The 17614-nt window shown below is 58.8% G+C and carries 18 protein-coding genes; 7 read left to right on the top strand and 11 right to left on the bottom strand.

All coding sequences use genetic code 11. The annotated features are described in order from the left end of the window. The first annotated feature begins 46 nt into the window (after window positions 1-46). The 4 genes from gutM to ACL2XP_RS17325 all read left to right on the top strand — a co-directional run bounded on the left by gutM (window position 47) and on the right by ACL2XP_RS17325 (window position 2837). Entirely contained in the window at window positions 47-409 is a 363-nt protein-coding gene (gutM, locus tag ACL2XP_RS17340) for a transcriptional regulator GutM (protein ID WP_413734171.1), read from the top strand. Window positions 410-506: 97 nt separating this feature from the next. After that, entirely contained in the window at window positions 507-1280 is a 774-nt protein-coding gene (gene srlR, locus ACL2XP_RS17335; RefSeq protein WP_413734169.1) for a glucitol operon DNA-binding transcriptional repressor SrlR, read from the top strand. Beyond that, window positions 1273-2238: an arabinose-5-phosphate isomerase GutQ gene (gene gutQ / locus ACL2XP_RS17330; protein WP_413734167.1), complete on the top strand. Its 966-nt coding sequence runs from the start codon at window positions 1273-1275 to the stop codon at window positions 2236-2238. Before srlR ends, gutQ begins: the two co-directional genes overlap by 8 nt. 176 nt (window positions 2239-2414) lie before the next feature. Beyond that, the gene (locus ACL2XP_RS17325; RefSeq protein WP_413734165.1) at window positions 2415-2837 is read left to right on the top strand and encodes a DoxX family protein; all 423 of its coding nucleotides are present in this window, start codon (window positions 2415-2417) and stop codon (window positions 2835-2837) included. A 49-nt stretch (window positions 2838-2886) separates the two neighbouring features. Here the strand turns inward: ACL2XP_RS17325 and ACL2XP_RS17320 are convergent, their stop codons facing one another. From ACL2XP_RS17320 to ACL2XP_RS17285, 8 genes are all read right to left on the bottom strand, one after another. Continuing rightward, window positions 2887-4176, bottom strand: a complete 1290-nt coding sequence (locus ACL2XP_RS17320; protein ID WP_413734163.1) for an arsenic transporter — start codon at window positions 4174-4176, stop codon at window positions 2887-2889. Window positions 4177-4292: 116 nt separating this feature from the next. Next, on the bottom strand, window positions 4293-5522 hold the full coding sequence (locus ACL2XP_RS17315; protein ID WP_413734161.1) for an MFS transporter: 1230 nt from the start codon (window positions 5520-5522) through the stop codon (window positions 4293-4295). Next, window positions 5509-6489 (bottom strand): ABC transporter ATP-binding protein, encoded by a 981-nt coding sequence (locus tag ACL2XP_RS17310; protein ID WP_413734159.1) that lies wholly within the window; start codon window positions 6487-6489, stop codon window positions 5509-5511. Before ACL2XP_RS17310 ends, ACL2XP_RS17315 begins: the two co-directional genes overlap by 14 nt. Further along, window positions 6486-7529 carry an ABC transporter ATP-binding protein gene (locus ACL2XP_RS17305; protein ID WP_413734157.1) on the bottom strand — a complete coding sequence of 348 codons (1044 nt, stop codon included), beginning with the start codon at window positions 7527-7529 and terminating at the stop codon, window positions 6486-6488. Before ACL2XP_RS17305 ends, ACL2XP_RS17310 begins: the two co-directional genes overlap by 4 nt. Window positions 7530-7547: 18 nt before the next feature. Beyond that, a complete protein-coding gene (locus ACL2XP_RS17300; RefSeq protein ID WP_413734154.1) occupies window positions 7548-8402 on the bottom strand; it encodes an ABC transporter permease in 855 nt (284 codons plus the stop codon). Window positions 8403-8414: 12 nt separating this feature from the next. Then, entirely contained in the window at window positions 8415-9365 is a 951-nt protein-coding gene (locus tag ACL2XP_RS17295; protein ID WP_413734152.1) for an ABC transporter permease, read from the bottom strand. A gap of 49 nt (window positions 9366-9414) precedes the next feature. Further along, window positions 9415-10980, bottom strand: coding sequence for an ABC transporter substrate-binding protein (locus ACL2XP_RS17290; RefSeq protein ID WP_413734150.1), 1566 nt, complete (start codon window positions 10978-10980; stop codon window positions 9415-9417). Beyond that, a complete protein-coding gene (locus tag ACL2XP_RS17285) occupies window positions 10980-12194 on the bottom strand; it encodes a M20 family metallopeptidase (RefSeq protein ID WP_413734149.1) in 1215 nt (404 codons plus the stop codon). The genes ACL2XP_RS17290 and ACL2XP_RS17285 overlap by 1 nt, the downstream gene beginning before the upstream one ends. A gap of 475 nt (window positions 12195-12669) precedes the next feature. Between ACL2XP_RS17285 and ACL2XP_RS17280 the strand changes: the two genes are divergently transcribed. Genes ACL2XP_RS17280 through ACL2XP_RS17270 form a run of 3 tightly spaced genes read left to right on the top strand, consistent with a single transcriptional unit; the run spans window position 12670 to window position 15262 of the window. Then, entirely contained in the window at window positions 12670-13680 is a 1011-nt protein-coding gene (locus ACL2XP_RS17280) for a glycine betaine ABC transporter substrate-binding protein (protein WP_413734148.1), read from the top strand. A gap of 8 nt (window positions 13681-13688) precedes the next feature. Continuing rightward, the gene (locus ACL2XP_RS17275; RefSeq protein WP_413734147.1) at window positions 13689-14462 is read left to right on the top strand and encodes an ABC transporter permease; all 774 of its coding nucleotides are present in this window, start codon (window positions 13689-13691) and stop codon (window positions 14460-14462) included. After that, window positions 14429-15262 carry an ABC transporter ATP-binding protein gene (locus ACL2XP_RS17270; RefSeq protein ID WP_413734145.1) on the top strand — a complete coding sequence of 278 codons (834 nt, stop codon included), beginning with the start codon at window positions 14429-14431 and terminating at the stop codon, window positions 15260-15262. The genes ACL2XP_RS17275 and ACL2XP_RS17270 overlap by 34 nt, the downstream gene beginning before the upstream one ends. A gap of 27 nt (window positions 15263-15289) precedes the next feature. Here the strand turns inward: ACL2XP_RS17270 and ACL2XP_RS17265 are convergent, their stop codons facing one another. Genes ACL2XP_RS17265 through ACL2XP_RS17255 form a run of 3 tightly spaced genes read right to left on the bottom strand, consistent with a single transcriptional unit; the run spans window position 15290 to window position 17605 of the window. Then, window positions 15290-15973, bottom strand: a complete 684-nt coding sequence (locus ACL2XP_RS17265; RefSeq protein WP_413734143.1) for an amino acid ABC transporter permease — start codon at window positions 15971-15973, stop codon at window positions 15290-15292. Then, the gene (locus ACL2XP_RS17260) at window positions 15963-16781 is read right to left on the bottom strand and encodes an amino acid ABC transporter permease (RefSeq protein WP_413734142.1); all 819 of its coding nucleotides are present in this window, start codon (window positions 16779-16781) and stop codon (window positions 15963-15965) included. The genes ACL2XP_RS17265 and ACL2XP_RS17260 overlap by 11 nt, the downstream gene beginning before the upstream one ends. Then, complete coding sequence (locus ACL2XP_RS17255; RefSeq protein WP_413734141.1) at window positions 16781-17605, bottom strand: amino acid ABC transporter ATP-binding protein; 825 nt, start codon at window positions 17603-17605, stop codon at window positions 16781-16783. Before ACL2XP_RS17255 ends, ACL2XP_RS17260 begins: the two co-directional genes overlap by 1 nt. Window positions 17606-17614 lie beyond the last annotated feature (9 nt).

Below are 17614 nucleotides of genomic sequence, written 5' to 3'. Positions count from 1 at the left end.
CTGGCGCGAGCCGGCAGGGCATCACGCCACAAACGGAGAACAACCCATGAGCGCAGCATCACTGTTGGTGTCGATTGCGGTAATGGCCTGGCTGGGGCAGATTATCTTGGGCGGCTGGCAAATCAGGCGTTTTAACCATGCATTTGATGCGTTATGCCGCCAGGGGGCGGTGGGGGTAGGGCGTTCCGCCGGGCGGTTCAAGGCGCGCGTGGTGCTGGCGGTGGCCTTTGATAGCGAGCAGCGGGTATGCGATGGTTTTGTCCTGCGCGGCGTCACGGTGTTTGCCCGGCCGCGGCGGCTGACGGCGCTTATCGGCCTGCCAAAAGCGCAATTAATCCCGGCCCTGCTGTTTCCGAACGATGCGGCCTGTCAAACCGCGCTGGAATTAGCGATTAAACCGAAATTATGATATTTTCATTTTAAAAGATAACTCCTTTTATTTGAAATCATAATGAGCGTATAATAACCAACAGGGTATTATCTCACTCGTCGGCTCGGAAATCGTTATGAAACCAAAGCAGCGCCACGCGGCTATTCTTGAACATTTGCAAACCCACGGCAAAACATCCGTGGATGAACTTGCCAGCCGGTTTGCCACCACCGGTACCACGATACGCAAGGATTTAACCTTGCTGGAAGACGAAGGCGCGGTGATCCGCACCTATGGCGGAGTGGTGCTCAGCCGGGAAGAGGGCGACCAGCCCATCGACCGCAAAACCCACATCAATACCGCCAAGAAAAAGCAGATTGCCCACCGGGCCGCAGGCCTGATCAATGACGGCGACTCGCTGATCTTCGATGCCGGCAGCACCGTGCTGCAAATGGTGCCCTACCTGGCGCAGTTCAATAATATTACCGTCATGACCAACAGCCTGACGATTGTCAATGAGCTGGTGGAACTGGATAACGATCAAACCATTTTAATGCCGGGCGGCACCTATCGTAAAAATTCCGCCTCCTTTCATGGCAGCCTGGCCGAGGCGGCATTTTCCCATTTCAGTTTTGATAAGTTATTTATCGGCGCGGACGGGGTCGATCTCAATGCCGGCGTCACGACCTTCAATGAGGTCCATACCGTGAGCCAGGCGATGTGCCGGGCGGCCCAGCAGCTGATTCTGCTGGTGGACTCGTCGAAATTCGGCCGTAAAAGTCCCAATGTGGTCTGCGACCTGGGCGCGGTACACATCTTGATTACCGATCGGGATATCAATCCCGTGTATCTCGATGCGTTAACGGCCATGGGCATCAATGTCATCCTGGTTGGAGAACGAGATGAGTGAAGACCTGCTCGGTTATGCCCTGGAAACGCTGGATATCGAAATCGCCGAAGCGCAGCGCATGCGCGATCGCCTGGACGGCAGCGTAGCGCGCGCCTGCCGCCTGCTGCTCGACTGCCGGGGAAAAGTGGTGGTTTCCGGCATGGGAAAATCGGGGCATATCGGCAAAAAAATCGCGGCGTCCCTCGCCAGCACCGGCACCCCGGCGTTTTTTGTACATCCCGCCGAGGCGCTGCATGGGGACTTGGGCATGATAGACCGGCAGGATGTGGTGATGTTTATCTCCTATTCCGGCCGCGCCCAGGAATTACGCCTGATTTTGCCGCTGTTGGCGGAGAGCTGCATACCGGTTATCGCCCTTACCGGCGATGCCGATTCGCCGCTGGCGCGCGCCGCCGAATGCGTCCTTGACGTCGGGGTCGGGCGCGAAGCGTGCCCGATGGGGCTGGCGCCGACCGCCAGCGCGGTAAATACCCTGATGATGGGCGACGCCCTGGCCATGGCGCTGATGCGCTACCGGGGGTTCGACGCCGAGCAATTTGCCCGCTCTCATCCGGGCGGCAGCCTGGGCGCCCGCTTATTAAACCGGGTTCATCATCTGATGCGCACCGCGCAACAACTGCCAAGGATCGGCCAGGAGGATAGCGTAATGGCGGCCATGCTGGAACTCAGCCGCACCGGTTTAGGCCTGGTCGCGGTCTGCGACGGCGACGATCGGGTGGCGGGGGTATTTACCGACGGCGACCTGCGCCGCTGGCTGGTAAAAGGCCGCGGGCTGGGCGAACCTATCCTGGACGCCATGACCCGGCCCGGCTATCTGTTGCCGGCGCAGTGGCGCGCCGGCGCCGCGCTGGAGGCCTTGCACCAGCAGCATATTACCGCCGCGCCCGTGGTGGATACGGCGGGCCGGCTGGTGGGAGCGCTTAATTTGCACGATCTGCACCAGGCCGGGATCGGCTGAGAATAATCCCTCCGGCGAACCGCCCGCCGTAATTGCGGCAATAATAAAACCTGGCTGCCTATTATTTTCGCCAAGGTACTTTTTTGACTATATCTTTCAGTTTATTTGATTAGATGCCGGAGAAAATGTCGGGTAGATTAGCGCTACACACTAATTAATATGAACGAAGGTTCTTAATGCTTACTGCAATTAACAATGGATTTGCGCGATTCGTGGACGGGCCAGATGCGGGTAAGCTGCTGTTACGCCTGACTTTTGGTATATTAATGTTATTCCATGGCTACGCAAAAACCCAACATGGAGTGGGCTGGATTGCCGACTTATTACAAAGCCATGGCTTGCCGGGTTTTATTGCCTATGGCGCTTTTATCGGTGAAATTATCGCACCGATTATGATTATTGTGGGATTTCTAACCCGCCTGGCGGGATTTATTTTTGCCTTTAATTTGCTGGTAGCCACTTTACTGGTCGGCATGGGACATTTTTATACACTCACGGAAGTGGGTGCCTGGGCGCTGGAAACCGAAGCGCTTTATTTTTTCGGCGGCCTGATCATCATGCTGGTCGGTCCGGGAAAATATGCGGTAATGAAAAACTGACCGCCGGTTTTTTTGGCCGGAGATAGCGGCATACCCGCTATCCCTCCGCCTATATCGGGACTGACAGCCGCAGGGCCAATGCCGCCAGCGTGATTAACAGGACCGGCAGGGTCAGGATAATCCCGACGCGAAAATAATATCCCCAGGTGATGGTCAAATCCTTTTGCGCCAGCACATGCAGCCACAGCAGCGTCGCCAGGCTGCCGATGGGCGTGATCTTGGGACCCAGATCGCAGCCGATGACATTGGCATAAATCATCGCCTCTTTAATCACTCCCGTAGCCGTACTGCCTTCAATCGATAACGCCCCCACCAATACGCTGGGCAAGTTATTCATCACCGATGATAAAAACGCCGTGAGAAAGCCCGTGCCCAGGGTGGCCGCCCATAGGCCGTGCGTGGCGACCCGGTTTAGCAGCGCGGACAATAAATGGGTCAGTCCGGCGTTGCGCAGGCCATATACCACCAGATACATGCCCAGCGAAAAGATCACGATTTGCCACGGCGCCCCGCGCAAGACCTTGCCGGTGTTGATGGCATGGCCTTTTTTGGCCACGGCAAACAAGATCGCCGCCCCGATGGCCGAAATCAGGCTGACCGGCACGCCCAGCGGTTCCAGGCCGAAAAAACCGGCCAGTAACAGCAATAACACCCCCCACCCGGTTTTAAAGGTCGCCGGATCGCGAATGGCGTCTTTCGGCTGCGGCAGGCGCGCCAGGTCATACATCACCGGTATTTGCCGGCGTAAATACAGGTGCAGGGTCAATAGGGTGGCGGCTACCGCGGCGATGTTCACCGGCACCATCACCGACGCATAGGCGTTGAACCCCAGCTTGAAGTAGTCGGCGGAGACGATATTCACCAGATTGGATACCACCAGCGGCAGGCTGGCGGTATCGGCGATAAAGCCCGCCGCCATGACAAAGGCCAGGGTGGCGCCGCGGCTGAACCCGAGGGCCAGCAGCATGGACATGACGATAGGGGTCAGGATAAGCGCGGCGCCGTCATTGGCGAATAGCGCCGCCACAATGGCGCCCAGCAAGATGATATAGCTGAACAACCGCCGCCCCCGGCCGTTTCCCCAGCGGGCCACGTGCAGCGCGGCCCACGCAAAAAAACCGGATTCATCGAGCAGCAGGCTGATGATAATGATGGCGATAAAGGTGGCGGTGGCATTCCAGACGATTTGCCAGACCACGGGAATGTCCGCCGGATGCACTACCCCGGACAGCAGGGCGAGCGCGGCTCCGAGCGCGGCGCTCCAGCCAATCCCCAGCCCCCTGGGCTGCCAGATGACCAATACCATCGTCAGGATAAAAATAAGTACTGCCGCCGTCATGCTACCTCTCTTCAAGGACGCAGCCCGCCGATCGGCAGTTTCCTGGCGGCGCGTCCCGTGGTCATGGGGTCAATAATGGATCAATAGCGTAATAAAAACCGATAATCATAGGCTATTTAGCGGCTGATTACCCGCAGCGGCAGCAGCAGCGGCAAAACGCACATCAGCAGTAGCGCCACGAACAGCAGCGCCGGCATGATGCCGATATGATCGCTCAAGGCGCCATAGAAGATAGGCATTACCGCCCCGCAGCCCAGCGACAGGGTATAGAAGATGGCGAAGGCGCGCGTTTGCTGGCCCGGTTTGGCCAGCTCCGCCACGGTGCCGTAGAGAATGGACGACGTGCCGTTCAAAACGATGCCCAAGGGGATAAACAGCAAAAAACTCACCGATAACGGGGTGAATAACAGCGCGATAATAATTCCGGCGGTGATCAATTCGCTGATGGCCACGGTGCGCAATATCCCGAGCCGCGGCGCCAGCGCGCCGCAAACCAGTTTACCGCAGGCGCCGCCGATAAAAATGGTGGTTAACGCCATGCCGACATTCGCCGCCGTCGCCCCCTTGGCCGCCAGTAAAAAAGGCAGAAAAGTCAGGGTGCCCGAACGCGTAGCGTTATCCAGGCTGCCGATCAGGCACAATGAAGAGAAGGCGAGTTTACGTTTGCCTTCGGCCAGCGCCGGCGCGGCGCGAAAGCTCTCGCCCGGGGGCGCGTGGGGTTCGGCCGGGGAAGCGCGGGAGATGGCCGTCCGCTCCATCGGCTGCTTCGGCAGCAGCCAGCGCAAACCGGCGGCCACCAAAAAACCCGCCAGCGCGATGACCTGCACCGACGTCCCCCACGCGAGAATCAATAGCAGGCCGGAAATCGCCGTGGGAATCAGGCTTTTACCAACATCGCCAAAAAAATTATAGGTGCTCAGGGCCATCCGGGTTTGCCGGGTGGTAAAAGTATGGGAAATATAGCTGGACGCCAGCGGATGCTGTACGCTGGCCCCCATTCCGCCCACGATAATCAGCGCCATGAGCTGCATGATGCCGCTGGAAAACCCATATAGGAACAGGGCGGACGAAAGCAGCAGGGTGCCGGCAATCAGCAGCTTGCGTTCGCCAAAGCGTTTGCCCAGCTCACCCGCCGGAATCTGCCAAATCGCCAGCGAGCCGGAGAACAGCGCTTTGAGTAAGCCGATCTGCGTCATCGTCAGGCCGAACTGCTGCTGCCAAAGGGTAAACAGCAGGTAATGCATGTCGGTGACGCCATCATGATATAAATGCGCCAGGCTGGTGGCGCCCAGAACTTTACGTTCAGGGAGGCTGTGGGGGGTGGAACGGCGTTTAATCGCAAACATGGCAGGCAATCCGGTGCTGGTCGCCGATGATTCGGTCGACCGGGGCATGCTCAAAGCACAGTGAAATGGCAAAAGGGCATTTGCTGCTGTACACGCATCCGGCTCCCGGGACCGAACCGGCGTCGGGGCCGGATCGCACGGGAAGGACGAGATTTTTTTTCTGCCGGGGATGGGCCGGGAGTATGGAAGCCAGCAAAAACCGGGTATAGGGATGACGGGCGGATGAAAACAGCGTTTGCGTGGGCGCTTCCTCCACGATGCGCCCCCGGTACATCACGCCGATGCGATCGGCGATATGGCGCACCACGCCGAGATCGTGCGCGATAAATAAATAGGAAAACCCGCGCTCGCGCTGCAACTCCAGCAATAAATTGAGGATTTGCGATTGGATGGACACATCCAGCGCCGATACCGGCTCGTCGCAGACGATAAGCCGCGGGTCGAGGATCAGCGCCTTGGCGATGCCGATGCGCTGGCGCTGGCCGCCCGAGAACTCATGGGGATAACGGTCGGCATCCCCCGGACTAAAGCCCAGCCGCGCCAATAAGCCCGCCACCTTGGCCCGCCGCCCTGCGGGGTCGTCCAGACCGTGAATAATCAGCGGCTCCGCGACGCTGTAGCCGATACTGCGCTTCGGGTCCAGGGAAGAAAGCGGGTCCTGGAATATCATCTGGATATCTTTGCGCAGTTCGCGCAAGGCCTTGGCCGGCAGGCTGAATATATCCTGGCCGGCGAAATGGGCCTGCCCAGACGTCGCCTCGGTAAGCCTTAACAGCGCTCTGCCGGTGGTGCTTTTGCCGCTGCCGGATTCGCCGACCAGGGCGTAGGTTTCCCGGGGGCAGATATGAAAACTGACATTTTCCACCGCGGTGATCCACCGGCTGCGAAACCCCTGCCTGGCCTTAAACCTTTTAGTGAGATTATGCACGCTGAGCAGCGGCGGCGGATTATTTTGCGCCGATGTCATCGCCACGCCCCGCCGGGTATTTCGTCCGCTTTCCAGCAGCGCACATGATGCGCCCCGCCGGCGTTCGGGGAACCGTCCGATCCGGCGACGGGGGCCAGCGGCGGATGCCGGCGGCAAATCTCGCCGGCAAACGGACAGCGCGGCGCAAAACCGCAGCCCTGCGGACTCCGGGTTAATGACGGGACGCTGCCTTTGATTTCCGGCAGCGTGGATTTACGCTCCCGGTCCAGCGTAGGGGTCGACGCCAGCAATCCCAAAGTATAAGGATGCCGGGGCCGGTCGAACAGGGTCATCACATCGGCTTCCTCAACCACTTCCCCCAGGTACATGACTATCACCCGCTGGCACATTTGGGCGACGACGGATAAGTCGTGGGTGATCAGGATAATGCCCATGCCGTTGGCTGCTTTCAACGATTCCAGCAACGCCAGGATCTGCGCCTGGATGGTCACATCCAGGGCGGTGGTCGGCTCATCGGCGATCAGCAGCGCCGGGTGGCAGGCGATGGCCATGGCAATCATCACCCGCTGGCGCATGCCGCCGGAAATTTCATGGGGATAGGCCGCGGCGCAGCGCGGCGGATCGGCGATGCCCACCTGTTCCAGCAGCGTTATTACCCGCGCGCGCCGCGCCGCTTTAGCCAGGCCGAGATGCAAGCGCAGGCTTTCCTCGATCTGCCTGCCGATGGTAAACAGCGGATTTAAACTCGACAGCGGGTCCTGGAAGATCATCGACAAGCGATTGCCCCGGATCGCGCGGCGCGCGCTGGCCGTTAACCCCAGCAGGTCCTGCTGACTAAATATCACACCGCCCTGCACGTTGGCAATACGCGGGTCCAATAATCCCATGATCGACTCGGCGGTCACGCTTTTGCCGCAGCCCGACTCGCCGATGATGCCCAGGGTCTCGTTGGCATTGACCACGAAGGATACGCCGCGCACCGGCCGGACAATGCCCTGTTCGGTGGCGAATTTTACCGAGAGGTTCTCCACGGTCAATAGCGGCGGGGGTGGGGCGGCCTGAACTGGAAACTGGGTCATGACATTATCCTATAAAGCTTAAAACCGGGCTTTGAGCTGCTTTATAATCCGCCGGGACAGGGGACGGACATTGGGGTCCAGCAGATCGCGCAGGCCGTCGCCGAGCATGTTCAGGGCAAAGATCAGGAAGATGATCGACAGCCCGGGGAAAAAGGTCATCCACCAGGACGTGAAGATCACTTTTTTGCCTTCCAATAACAGATTGCCCAGGCTGGGCATCGGCGCCGGCACGCCGGAACCCAGAAAACTCAGCGCCGCCTCGGTGAGAATGGCCACGGAGAAAATAAAGGTGATCTGCACGATAAACGGCGACATTACGTTGGGCATGATATGCAGCCAAATAATGCGCGCATTGCCCGCGCCCTGCGCCCTCAGCCCCTCGATATAATTTTTTTCCCTGATGACCAGCGCCGCGGAGCGCACCACCCGCGCGATGGACGGAATATAGACCAGCGATAACGCCAGCACCACGTTAAGGGTGTTCGGTCCCAAAATGCCCACGATTGAAATCGCCAGCAGCAGGGAAGGGAATGCGAACAGGCCGTCGCAGATACGCATGGCGATCAGATCCACCGGCCGGTACCAGGCCGACAGCAGGCCGACGGCCATGCCGATCGCGCCGGCGGCGACGCCAACCGCCGCCCCTACCAGCAGCGAAATACGAATGGCGAACGCCACGCGCACCAATAGGTCGCGGCCAAAATTATCGGTGCCGAGCCAGTGCAGGGCCGATGGACCTTTCAGCCGGCTCAGCGGGTCGAGGGCATAGAGATCGTAAGGGCTGAAATAACCGATGGCCACGGAGAAGACCACCATTCCCAGCAGCATGATCCCCCCGGTCAGCATTAGTGTATTGCCGTATAACTTCGACACGTCGCGGCTCCTTTATGCTGGTTTGACATTGATCCGCGGATCGATAAACCCGAACAGCAGGTCCACCGCCAGGTTAATCAACACATAGCTGGTGGTGATCAACAGCACCGACCCCTGGATCACGGTAAAATCGCGCCGCTCGATGGAATCGACGATCAATAAACCGACGCCGGGAATGCCGAACACGCTTTCTATGACGATCGCCCCGGTCACGAGGGAACCAAAAGATTCGCCGCAAATATTCAACACCGGGACCCAGGCGTTTTTAAACGCGTGGCGCAGGAGCACCAGCCGTTCGGGCACCCCCTTGGCGCGGGCGGTTTTAATATAATTTTCGTTAAGTACATCGAGCATCACCGCCCGGGTCATCCGCGCCAGCAGTGCGGCGATACGGATAGCCAGCGCCATCGCCGGCAGGAACAAATAATACAGATTTTGCCACAGGTCCAGGTTGCCGGATTTATAACCGATAACCGGGAACCAGCGCAGATGAACGGCAAAAAAGAAGATCAAAAACAGCCCCAGCAAAAAACCCGGAATCGATAACCCGAGGGTGGATAACGCCATAATCAGGCGATCGGTCAGGCGGCCGCGGCGGTAGGCCGCCGCGATGCCCCCGGCGATACCGAGCGTCATGGCGATGGCCTGCGCCAGCAGCGCCAGGGCCAGGGTGGGTTTAAGATGCTGTACGAACAGCGAGACCACGCTCTCCCCCATAAACAGGGAGCGGCCCAAATCGCCGCGCAGAATATGGTAAAACCATTGCCAGAACTGGACCGGCAGGCTTTGATTCAGGCCGAGCCGCTCGCGCATCGCCAGTATATCTTCCGGCCGGGCGTCATTGCCCAGCACCACCAGCACCGGATCGCCCGGCGCCAGGTGTACCAGGCAAAATACCACTACCGCCACCACCAGCAAGACCGGGATCAGCGCCAGTAAACGGTGCAATGCGTACCATAACATCGGTTAATCCTTCCGGGCCGGGCCCGGGTTACCCTCGCCCCGGAGGTTATCAATGGGCTATTTGCACATTCCACAAAATGGGCCCGATTAAATCCGCATAACCGCTGACGCCGTCCTTGATGGCGATAGGTTCGGGGGTGGTGTGGCCCAGCACAATCACCGGCAAATACCGCCAGGTCAGGGTTTGCAATTTATCCACCAGCGGCCTGGCCTCTTTGAGCGACGGCGCCAGCTTGATTTGATCCAATACGCCGTCGATCTCGGGGCTGTTCGACCAGCCGGGGAAATTGGCCCGCGAGTCCAGGAAGGGGTATTGGTGCAGCACCTGGCGCATGGAGAATTCCAGGGCGCAAAGATCAAAATTCTTCGGGTCCTGGCGCCGTTGCAGCACCGTCGGCCAGTCATACACATCCAGCCGGGATTTCACGCCGATTTGTTTGAGTACCTGCTGGGCGACGATGGCCAGGTTATAAAGTTCGGCGTACTCCTTGGTGGCGATAATCACCACTTCCTCGCCTTTATAGCCGGACGCCTGTACCAGCTTTTTGGCCGCGTCGAGCTTATGCTGGTTATAGAAAGGTTTGCCGGCCTCGCTATACCAATCCGCCTGCTGTGGGAATCCCAGCGAGGAGTCCGCGGTAAAAAAGCGCGCATCGCTGTAGCCGGCCAGCAATACGCTGTTGACGTCCAGGGCGGTGTTAAAGGCTTCGCGCAGCTTGGCATCGGCGAAGGGGCCGGTTTTTTTATTAAACAGATAGGTAATCAGGGAGCCGCCTGATTCCGGCGCATATAAATGCACGCCGGCCGATTGCTTAAGGGTGTCGATATTATCTTTGGGCAGATTAAAGACTAAATCGTACTCGCCGGTCAGCGCGCCCGCCAAACGCGTGGATTCATCGGTAACGTAGCGGAAAAAAATATCTTTCACCCAGGCGTGTTTTTGTCCCGACAGGCCGCTGGCCGGTTCCGTGCGGGACGTATAACCGTCGTAGCGGGTCAGATGCAGATACTCCCCTTGCTTGAACTCGGCCAGTTTATAGGGGCCGGTGCCGATCAGCTCGGTGACCGGGCCTTTGGACTCGTTGGCCCGATCGATAATGGTCTTGGGCATAATGGCGGCGATGTTTTTAAGGTCCGCCAGGATATTGAGCGCGATCAGCGAAGGCGTTTTCAGCGTTAGCTGTACGCTGAGCGGGCCGGTTTTGGTAAACCGCGCGCCGGGTAAATTGGCTTTGCCCTGGGTGGACAACGCCAGCCAGCGATTCATTGACGCCACCACGTCGTCCGCGGTAAGCGGCTGGCCGTTTTGAAATGCAATATGATCGCGCAGGGTAAAGGTATAGACCAGGCGATCGGCGCTGATCTCATAGTGGTCCACCAATTCGGGCACCGGCTCGAATTTATCGTTGATGGTAAATAGCTCTTCGAAAATATGGCGATCCACATCCGAGGTGGCGTTATTGGTGGTGAGATACGGGTCCAGGGTGCCCGGCCGGTTGCCATAAGCGATATTTAACGTATCGTTGCCCGGTTCGGCGGCCCGGGTCGCGGCGGCGTACCAGGGCAGGGCGGCGCACAGCAATAGCGCGGCGGCGTTAACGCGTTTGGTTTTCATCACTGCGCTCCTCCCTGGGTCGTTGATGTGAATTCATCGCGCACCCGGCGTAATAATTCCGCGTCCGTTAATAAGCGATAACCGGTTTTCGCCAGCACCCGGGCGCCGGTGAGCAGCGCCAGGTAGCCGGCCTCTGAATTGGCCGCCTCGCGAAACTCCACCGTATGGCCGATCAGGTCATCCGGGCCGATTTTAATATAGGGATGGGCGGTGGGGACGGCGTGGCTGATATCCCCGGCATCGGTGGAGCCTTTGCCCGTTTTCGGCGTCAGGTCCACCTGTTCGCCATGGGCGGTCAGCTCGTCGAGCAATACCTCGTTGAGGGCGTGATTAATGCGAAAATCCCGCGGACCGACCTGATGTTCGATCTCGACCCGGGTGCCGGTGGCCAGGGCCGCGCCCTCGGCGATGGCCCGGATGCGCGGCTCCAGCGCAATCACCTCTTCGCGGGTATCGGCGCGGATGTAATAGTGCGCCGAGGCGAACTCGGGAATCACATTCGGCGCCTGGCCGCCGTTGGTAATAATGCCGTGCACCCGAATGCCGTCGGGCAATTGCTGGCGCAGCACGCTGATGCCGTTATACAGCAGCACTACCGCATCCAGCGCGTTAACGCCTTTATGGGGGGAACTGCCTGCATGGGAAGGTTTGCCGTAAAAATTAAAATAAAGATGGTTATTGGCCAGCGAGGGGCCGGACAGCCGGGTCTTGCCCGCGGGATGAATCATCAGGGCCGCATCCACACCCTGCAAAAAACCGTGCTGTACGAACCGGGCTTTGACATTGCCGTTTAACCCGCCGGGGCCTTTGAGGCCGCCTTCTTCCGCCGGGGTGCCCAATACCACCACTTTACCGCCGGTGGCCGGCAGGGTTTCCGCCAGGGCTATGGCGGCGGCGACGCTGGTCACGCCGATAATATTGTGGCCGCAGGCATGGCCTATTTCGATCAAGGCGTCGTATTCCGCCAGATAGGCAATGGTCGGGCCGGGTTTGCCGCTGTCTTTGCTGGCGTAAAAAGCGGTTTCATGGCCGGCCACGTTGGATGTGACGTCAAATCCCGCCCGCGCCAGCAGCTCGGTCAGCCGGGCGTTGGCATAATATTCATTATTACCGGTTTCCGGATGAGCATGGATATCTTTACTGATGGCGAGATAGTTATCCTGTTGCCGATCGATGGACTCATCAATCAGCTTTATTGTATTATTTGTCGTCATTTTACCCTCATAATGAGATCGCTATAGCCATACGCGTGGTCGCCACCATACACCAAAAAAGATTTGAACTTAAAATGAAAATAGCACATAACCATAGTGATTTTTCGCATGACTATAACCGCAAATAACAGCCGCCGGCATATATTATTTTAGCGGCTGGTTAGATGGTTAAGTTATTTTGCTATAACCAAGATTAAAAAAATAAAAGCATAAATTTCAATAAATTATTAAATACAGGTTGCCATATTGAACGTTTTTAAACCAGTCATGGGTCTATTTTAATCGAGTCTAATACATTAAATGATGGAATTGTAACCAGAAAGAAAAATATTATCGTCAAGAAACGCGCATTGCCACTTATTCACTTTGAATATTCAGTTATTAACTAAGCGATCTTGACCGTCGGCCTTTATACTGTGCTGCTTAATAATACCTAAATGGTAATTTCAATATCTCTCTTCCTTAAGGGTAATTTATGCTTAAAATAATGACAGCCATGCTCGGCGCCGCAGGTTTAATGATGACGCTATCCGCCGCCCAGGCGGCAGCGGTGCCCGATGAAGTGCGGGTCGCCTATAGCGGCGGCTCGCAGGTTTTATTGTTGTCCAAAGTGGACGGTTCGCTGGAAAAAGCGTTGGGCGCCAAGGTCAAATGGGTGCAATTCGCCTCCGGCGCCGATGCGCTGAATTATTTCGCCAGCGACGCCATAGATATCGCCAACTTTGGTTCCAGCCCGGCCACCGCCGGCATCGTGCGCAAACTGCCGGTGGAGATTATCGGGGTCTCCGGAGTGATCGCCACCTATGAGCGTTTAATCGGCAAACAGGGTATCGACGACCTTAAAGGCATCGAAGGCAAACGGGTAGGTTATCCGCCTAACTCCACCGCTCAATACGCGCTGGAAGCGGCGATTGCCGTGCATAAACTCGATCGCAGCAAAATTACCCTTATCCCGCTGCGCCCGGCGGAAATGGTCGCCGCCTGGAAACGCGGCGATATCGATGCCGGTTATGTCTGGGCGCCCTTCGCCCAGGAGCTGGAAGCCTCGGGGGGCCATCAGGTCTTCGCCACCAAGGATTTGCAGGCCGATGGTTACCTGATTTATAACAACTATGTGGTGCGTAAAGCGTTTGCCAAACGCTACCCCGAGGTAGTGACGCAATTCCTGCGGGTCCATCAGCAAAAAGTAGATGAATTCCGCCGCAACCCCGAGGCCGCCGCCGCCATTGTCGCCAAAGAGGTCGGCGCGCCGGTGACCACCGCCACCAATACCCTGGCCGGGCTGGAATATCCTTCCCTGGCCGAGCAGGGCACCGCCGCCTGGTTGGGCGACGGCACCGATACCGATCATAGCGGCATCGGCCAGGCGGTGAATAAAACCGCCCATTTCCTGCAAAGTATCGGCGAAGTGCGTCAGCGGGATATTCCGGCCACCTGGAAAGATGCCATTGATTCCAGCTACATCCGCCAGGCCGCGGGAAAATAATCGCCTTTATGAAAGCTGTTCATCATGTAGCCATCAGCGTCGCATCGGTGACGCTGTTTTTCTTACTCTGGCAGGTGGCCGGAGAACGTCACTGGGTCGACCCGCTATTATTGCCGCCGTTAACCGATATCGGCGAGACCACGGTGGAATTATTGCACGACGGCTATCGCCAGGTACCGCTGTGGGAGCATATCGCCATCAGCCTGGCGCGGGCGTTAAGCGCGTTTACCGTGGCCATCGCCCTGGGCATTCCGCTGGGCCTGGTGATGGGGTTGTCGCAGCCGGTGGCCGCCGCCCTCAATCCCTTTGTGCAATTTTTACGTCCGCTGCCCAAAATCGCGCTCATTCCGCTGGCGGTGGTCTGGCTGGGGATTGGCGAATCGTCGAAATTCTTTTTGATTTTTATCGCCACGTTTTTGAGCGTGGTGGTGGGGGCGACCGCGGCGGTGGAGCGCATCGGCCGTTCGCGTATCCGCGTGGCGCAAACCCTGGGCGCTTCCCGCCGGCAGATTTTCTGGCGGGTGGTCTTGCCGGATACGCTGCCGGAGCTGTTTACCAGCGTGCGTTTGTCCATCGGCGTGGGCTGGACGTCGCTGATTGCCGCCGAACTGGTGGCGGCGACCTCGGGCCTGGGCTGGATGGTAATTAACGCCAGCGCCTACTTGCGCACCGATATTGTGATGATCGGCATTCTGCTGCTGGGGGCCATCGGCTACGCGCTGGATTTGCTGCTGGTGGGATTGCAGAAATGGCTGGTGCCCTGGGCGGGGAAGGACGCATGACCGATCATATCCGGCTTGAACACGTCACTTTGGATTTTCCGGGCAAGCATCAGCGGCTGACGGTGCTGGAGGATGTGTCGCTATCGTTGACCCAGGGGGAATTCGTGGTGCTGCTGGGGCCCTCCGGCTGCGGGAAATCCACCATTCTCAACGCGATCGCCGGTTTTACCGGCGCCCGGCAAGGGCGCATCCTGTGCGCGGGGCAACCGGTCAGCGGCCCTCATCCGAGCCGCGGCATGGTGTTTCAGCAGCCCAATTTATTTCCCTGGCTATCGGTATTGGATAATGTCACTTTTGGCCCGCGCATGGCCGGCAAAAAACGGGCCGCGGCGAATAGCGAAGCCAATGCCTGGTTGCGGCGGGTAGGGCTGGAAGGCTTCGAGCACCACGCCCCCTGGCAACTGTCCGGCGGGATGAAGCAGCGGGTGGCGCTGGCGCGGGCCTGGCTGCCGGACCCCGATGTGCTGCTGATGGACGAGCCGTTTGGCGCGCTGGACGCGCAAACCCGCATGATGATGCAGGAATTGCTGCGGGCCGCCTGGCGGCAAACGGGCACCACGATTTTGTTTGTGACCCACGATGTGGAAGAGGCGCTGTTCCTGGCCGATCGTATTCTGGTCATGTCGGCGCGGCCGGGCACTATCGTGGATGAGGTGGTGCTGCCTTTCGGGCCAGAGCGGGATATCGAGACCCTGGCGCAGGCGGCGGGCTATAGCGATATCAAGCAGCATGTGCTGCACCGGGTGCGCGCCGAGGCGCGGCGGGCGAGTCAAGCGGGCGGCAAGGCGGGGGATAAATAGGGCGGCCGGCGGGCGGCCGCCCAGGGTTCACGCGGGTTTGGCCGCCCCAAGGCGGGTAGCCAGGGCCGACAGGCCGTAACAGAGCAAATAATAAATCACGCCGATAAAGACAAAGATCTCGGTGGGATAAATCTGCTCGCGATTATTCACCTGGCCGGCCACGGTGGTCAACTCGGGCACGTTGACGATAAAGGCCAGGGAGGTGTCTTTAATCAGCGCCACCATCAGGCCGATATAGGACGGCAATAAGTTGGGTATGGCCTGGGGCAGCAGGATGGCGCGCAGGATCTGCCATTCACCCAGACCGGACGCGATGCCGGCTTCGATTTGCCCGGCGGGCAGGGCGTTAAGCCCGGCCAGGGTGGTATGCATTACCGCCGCCGAGGTAAACCAGGCCAGCGCCAGGATCACCGTCAGCGGACCGGGTATCGAACCGCCAAACACGATCGGCAGCAGGAAAAACATCCAGAAAATCACGAAAATCAGCGGAATGCCGCGAATAAACTCCGCCCAGATAAACAGCGTCCAGCGCACCCAGCCTTTATAGCGCCAGGCCAGGCAGGCCAGCAGGACGCCCACCCCCCAGGCCAGCACGCCGCTGGAGATCGCCATGATCAGCGTCAGCAGCACGCCGCCCGGCTGGCCGTCGGCCATCCGTCCCCATAACAGGTAGGTCAGGTTATTGAGGATCACATCAAAATTAAACGTCATGGCGTGTCCCCTTAAGGGCGGCGTCCGACGGCGGTTCCATCAGCCCATCGGCGTCCAGAACCGCCAGCAGGGGCTGGCGCCGGTCGCGGCGTTTGGGTCCAAGCAGCAGCATCAGCCCACCCATCAGCACTCCCAATAACAGATATAACCCGGTGCCGACGGCGAAGCCTTCCAGCGCGTGGGCGTTATAGCTCTCCACGCGGCCCACCTGATAGGTGAGTTCGGCAAAACTGATCCCGCTGGCCAGGGAGGAGAGTTTCATCAGGTTGAGATATTGCCCGACCAAGGGCTGCCAGGCGTTAATCAATCCCTGCGGCAGCAGCACATTGCGCAGGATATGCCACTGGCTGAACCCCTGGGAAAGCGCGGCTTCCGTTTGGCCCGCGGGCACCGAATTCAGCCCGGCCTGGATCTCTTCGATTAAAAACGCCGCGCTGAACAGCGCCAGGCCCCAGCAGGCGCAAAGAAACTCCGGCGTCAGCCAGGCGACGTTCCCCGGCAGGTTGGCCCAGGGATGCATATCGCCGATATAAAACCGCAGGCTTTGCGGCAGCATGCCCCAGGCGGCGAAATACCAAAACAGCAGTTGCACCAGCAGCGGCGTATTGCGAAACACCGAAACATACGCCGCCGCCAGGCCGCGGCCCAACCGGCCCGGAGCCAGGCGCAGGCTGAGCATCAGCACGGTGATAAGGGTAGCCAGCAGGCTGCCTATCAGGGTGACATACAGGGTTGCCATGAATCCGGAAACAATCCATTGCCACGGCTGACCGGTCAGTACCCCGGCCCAATCCAGATGCCAGGCCATCAGGCGTCCTCCACCCGCGCATGGAGCGGATTCAAGACTTTTTGCAAAAAGCGCTGCGCGCGGGGATGCGCCGGGGCGGTAAAAAAGGTCTCCGGATCGGCCTGTTCCAGAATGACCCCGCCGTCCATAAATACCACCCGATCGGCGATTTCGCGGGCAAAACTCATCTCGTGGGTTACCACGATCATGGTGATGCCGCTGTGCGCCAGTTCCTGCATGACCTGCAGCACTTCGCCGATCATTTCCGGGTCCAGCGCCGAGGTGGGTTCGTCGAACAGGATCAGGCTGGGATCGGTCACCAGGGCGCGGGCGATGGCCACGCGCTGCTGCTGCCCGCCGGAGAGCTGCGCCGGGAAAAAGGGCGCTTTATCCGCCAGGCCGACCCGATCGAGCAGGGTTTGCGCCTTGGCACGGGCCTGGGCCTGCGTCCAGCCATGCACCTTGATCAACGCCAGGCTGACGTTGTCCAGCGCGCTGAGATGGGCATAGAGATTAAATTGTTGGAAGACAAAACCGATATGGGTGCGTAATTCCCGCAGCGCTTTGCCTTTTAAGGCGGAGGTGGGCCGGCCATCGATGAATATTTCGCCGCCGCTAACGGTTTCGAGCTGGTTGATTAAGCGTATCAGAGTGGATTTTCCCGACCCGGACGGGCCGCAGATGGCCACTACTTCCCCGCGTGCGACGCTGAAATCCACCTGGCGGATAACATGATGCGGCCCGAAATATTTGTCGACCTGGCGAAATTCAACGGCGGGAGAAATAGCGGTATTATCCGCCACCGGGGTGGCGGATACGTCAGAATTGTGGTGCTGGAAGTGCATTGATTCAGC

Source organism: Sodalis sp. RH21, assembly GCF_047324175.1.
GTDB lineage: Bacteria > Pseudomonadota > Gammaproteobacteria > Enterobacterales > Enterobacteriaceae > Acerihabitans.
Note: the sequence above shows the minus strand (reverse complement) of the source record. Positions and strands in the feature narration are given on the sequence as shown.

Excerpts from the sequence above, each read along its gene's own strand:
- gutM (WP_413734171.1), top strand. The coding sequence starts at position 47 with ATGAGCGCAGCATCACTGTTGGTGTCGATTGCGGTAATGGCCTGGCTG.
- srlR (WP_413734169.1), top strand. The coding sequence starts at position 507 with ATGAAACCAAAGCAGCGCCACGCGGCTATTCTTGAACATTTGCAAACC.
- gutQ (WP_413734167.1), top strand. The coding sequence starts at position 1,273 with ATGAGTGAAGACCTGCTCGGTTATGCCCTGGAAACGCTGGATATCGAA.
- ACL2XP_RS17325 (WP_413734165.1), top strand. The coding sequence starts at position 2,415 with ATGCTTACTGCAATTAACAATGGATTTGCGCGATTCGTGGACGGGCCA.
- ACL2XP_RS17320 (WP_413734163.1), bottom strand. The coding sequence starts at position 4,176 with ATGACGGCGGCAGTACTTATTTTTATCCTGACGATGGTATTGGTCATC.
- ACL2XP_RS17315 (WP_413734161.1), bottom strand. The coding sequence starts at position 5,522 with ATGTTTGCGATTAAACGCCGTTCCACCCCCCACAGCCTCCCTGAACGT.
- ACL2XP_RS17310 (WP_413734159.1), bottom strand. The coding sequence starts at position 6,489 with ATGACATCGGCGCAAAATAATCCGCCGCCGCTGCTCAGCGTGCATAAT.
- ACL2XP_RS17305 (WP_413734157.1), bottom strand. The coding sequence starts at position 7,529 with ATGACCCAGTTTCCAGTTCAGGCCGCCCCACCCCCGCCGCTATTGACC.
- ACL2XP_RS17295 (WP_413734152.1), bottom strand. The coding sequence starts at position 9,365 with ATGTTATGGTACGCATTGCACCGTTTACTGGCGCTGATCCCGGTCTTG.
- ACL2XP_RS17290 (WP_413734150.1), bottom strand. The coding sequence starts at position 10,980 with ATGAAAACCAAACGCGTTAACGCCGCCGCGCTATTGCTGTGCGCCGCC.
- ACL2XP_RS17285 (WP_413734149.1), bottom strand. The coding sequence starts at position 12,194 with ATGACGACAAATAATACAATAAAGCTGATTGATGAGTCCATCGATCGG.
- ACL2XP_RS17280 (WP_413734148.1), top strand. The coding sequence starts at position 12,670 with ATGCTTAAAATAATGACAGCCATGCTCGGCGCCGCAGGTTTAATGATG.
- ACL2XP_RS17275 (WP_413734147.1), top strand. The coding sequence starts at position 13,689 with ATGAAAGCTGTTCATCATGTAGCCATCAGCGTCGCATCGGTGACGCTG.
- ACL2XP_RS17270 (WP_413734145.1), top strand. The coding sequence starts at position 14,429 with ATGGCTGGTGCCCTGGGCGGGGAAGGACGCATGACCGATCATATCCGG.
- ACL2XP_RS17265 (WP_413734143.1), bottom strand. The coding sequence starts at position 15,973 with ATGACGTTTAATTTTGATGTGATCCTCAATAACCTGACCTACCTGTTA.
- ACL2XP_RS17260 (WP_413734142.1), bottom strand. The coding sequence starts at position 16,781 with ATGGCCTGGCATCTGGATTGGGCCGGGGTACTGACCGGTCAGCCGTGG.
- ACL2XP_RS17255 (WP_413734141.1), bottom strand. The coding sequence starts at position 17,605 with ATGCACTTCCAGCACCACAATTCTGACGTATCCGCCACCCCGGTGGCG.